Annotated in this window: 3 protein-coding genes; 1 reads left to right on the forward strand and 2 read right to left on the reverse strand. The window is 61.9% G+C overall.

Going from position 1 to position 2,628, the window contains the following annotated elements; translation table 11 throughout:
* Positions 1–431: 431 nt before the first annotated feature.
* Positions 432–1,022, reverse strand: a complete 591-nt coding sequence (locus ACYVDE_RS19820) for an RNA polymerase sigma-70 factor (RefSeq protein WP_460503265.1) — start codon at positions 1,020–1,022, stop codon at positions 432–434.
* A gap of 210 nt (positions 1,023–1,232) precedes the next feature.
* Between ACYVDE_RS19820 and ACYVDE_RS19825 the strand changes: the two genes are divergently transcribed.
* Positions 1,233–2,267 (forward strand): LacI family DNA-binding transcriptional regulator, encoded by a 1,035-nt coding sequence (locus tag ACYVDE_RS19825; RefSeq protein WP_460503266.1) that lies wholly within the window; start codon positions 1,233–1,235, stop codon positions 2,265–2,267.
* Positions 2,268–2,459: 192 nt separating this feature from the next.
* Here the strand turns inward: ACYVDE_RS19825 and ACYVDE_RS19830 are convergent, their stop codons facing one another.
* Complete coding sequence (locus ACYVDE_RS19830; RefSeq protein ID WP_460503267.1) at positions 2,460–2,606, reverse strand: T9SS type A sorting domain-containing protein; 147 nt, start codon at positions 2,604–2,606, stop codon at positions 2,460–2,462.
* Positions 2,607–2,628 lie beyond the last annotated feature (22 nt).

Consider the following 2,628-nt stretch of genomic DNA (forward strand, 5'->3'; position numbering starts at 1 on the left):
GTTGGCGGGCTCGGCCAGCCAGGCGGCCACGGCCTGGGCCTCGGCCGGCGTGGTGGTGCCGGCGAGGTAGCGGTTGAAAAGGTCTTCGGTAATAACTAGAGGCATGGATGCCGGGGAAGTCGATGAAAAGAAATAACCGGGTTAAAAGCCAGTATTTCAGGGAGTGGCGCGAGGCGCACATGGGCTGCTTAGCAAACGTTTGGGGCGCAATTCCCCAATCGTTTGCAGTAATACCCCGTTAGCGCCCGCCACCCTTACTGGCCGCGAAAGTTTTTTTTAAAAGATTAAAAGCACGGGTAGAGACGCAACATTTTGCGTCTCCTCGTTGAACGACCGGAGCTGCGCCGAACCGCGCCATCCTGCCCAGACTAAACAACATCAGCAACGACGAGACGCAAGATGTTGCGTCTCTACTTCGTTCGCCCGTCCGCTCAGGCGCTCGCCAACGCCAGCCACAACGCCAGCGCCACGATGCTTTCGCCGTGGGCCTGGAAGTAGCCGCGCAGGAATTTCAGCGCGTGAGTCATCTGAGCTTCCACGGTTTTCACCGAGAGGTTGAGCTGCTGGGCAATTTCGGGGTAGGAGAGGCCTTGCTGCCGGCTCAGCATAAAAATCTCGCGGCGCTTGGGCGGCAGTTGCTCCAGGGCAGCTTGGTAGAGGGCTTCGAGCTCGCTAAACCCGGCCTCGTTGCCCACCTGCACGGGCGCCAGGCCCGCCGAATACGCCTGGAAGCGCTGACGCTGCTGCTGCCGCCGCAGCTGGTTCAGAATGGCGTGGTGGGCCGTGGTGAACAGGTAGGCCTTCAGTGGCACGTCGGGCCGCAGCTCGGCGCGCTTCTCCCAGATTTTCAGAAAGCACTCCTGCACAATCTCTTCGGCATCGGGGCGGGCCTTGAGGTAGCCGTAGGCGAAGCGGTACACCAGCGCGCTGTAGTGCCGGAACAGGGCATCAAACGCTCGCTCGTCGCCCTGGTTGAGGCGGCGCAGCAGGTCGGGCTCCGAAAAGTCGCGCGCTATTTCCAATTCGCTGGGCGGTGAATCAATTCGAAAATTAACAATTGGGAAACAAGCAAAAACCCGGCAGGATAGTTCTTGGACTACTAACTTAGCCCAAAACGGCCGCAGTGCCCGGCCGGTGCGGCTGGCTCGGCTGCCAGCTGCACCGTAAGCGGGGCACCTTTGATGCACCGGGGCCGGCCGGCCCCGATTTTTTTACGTTAATTCTTCTGCAAGATGCAAACCCGCCGGGCTTCCCTCACCGATTTGGCCACGGCTCTCCAACTTTCGCCCTCCACCGTGTCGCGCGCGCTGGCCGACCATAAGGACGTGAGCGAGGCCACCAAGGCCCGCGTGCGCCAGCTCGCCGCCGAGCTGCACTACCAGCCCAACCAGCTGGCCGCCGCCCTGCGCCGGGGCCGCACGCACACCATCGGGGTGCTGGTGCCGCACATCACCGGCCACTTTTTCCCGCAGGTGCTCGCTGGCATCGCCGCCGAGGCTAACAAGGCTGGCTTTAGCGTCATGATTTTTCAGTCGAACGAAGACGCCGCCCAGGAAAAGAAAAACATTGAGCTGCTGATGCACTCGCAGGTCGAGGGTATTCTGGTGTCGCTGGCCAACACCACCACCGATTTCAGCCACTTCGAGCTGGCCCGCCGCCAAAATGTGCCGCTGGTTTTCTTCGACCGCGTGCTCGACAACTTTCGGGGCGACAGCGTGAGCGCCGTGATTCTGGACGACTACCAGGGCGCGTACCAGGTGGTGTCGCACCTCATCGAGCAGGGCTGCACGCGCATTGCGCACCTCACTGGCCCGCACCGGCTCAACATTCACCGCAACCGCCACCAGGGCTACCGCGATGCTCTCACCGCCCACGGCATCGAGATAAATGAGGACTACATTGCGCAGTGCGAAATGAGCCAGCAGGGCGGGGCCCAGGCCATTGCCGAGATGCTGAAGCTGCCGCAGCCGCCCGATGCCGTGTTCGGCTCCAACGATTTGGCGGCGGCCGGGGCCATGCAGGTCATCAAGGCGCACGGGCTGCGCGTGCCGCAGGATGTGGCCGTGGCCGGCTTCAGCAACGAGGCCTTCGCCACCCTCACCGAGCCCAACCTCACGTCCGTCGACCAAGGCTGCGAAACCATGGGTATCTCGGCCGTGCGCCTGCTCCAGAAAATGCTCAACCCCGACCCCAACCGCCTGATGCAAACCAGCAACGTGGTGCTGAAACCCAAGCTGCTGGTGCGGGAGTCGTCGCGGCGGCACTGAGAAAAGACTTAAACCAGAACGGCTGCCCAATCGGGCAGCCGTTCTGGTTTTATGGGTAATAATCGAACGTCATGCTGAGCGTAGTTGAAGCATCTCTACCGCAGTAGTAAATGAATTACTTGCGCAGTAGAGATGCTTCGGCTGCGCTCAGCATGACGTTCTATGATAAGCGTAGCATGATACTTTCCCGCGCTACTCCTGCCGCACCAGGCGCTTGTGCACCTGCCCGTCGCGGGTATCGAGCACCACGGAATACACGCCGGGGGCCAGGGCCCGCAAATCGAGCTGGCTGCCGCGCAGGCGGGTGCTGAGCACGGCTTTGCCCAGCACGTCGAACACCGTGACCGGCGCGCCATCCAGC

The organism is Hymenobacter agri (assembly GCF_054778495.1).

Coding starts and splice junctions, on each gene's coding strand:
- ACYVDE_RS19825 (WP_460503266.1), top strand. CDS start 1,233: ATGCAAACCCGCCGGGCTTCCCTCACCGATTTGGCCACGGCTCTCCAA.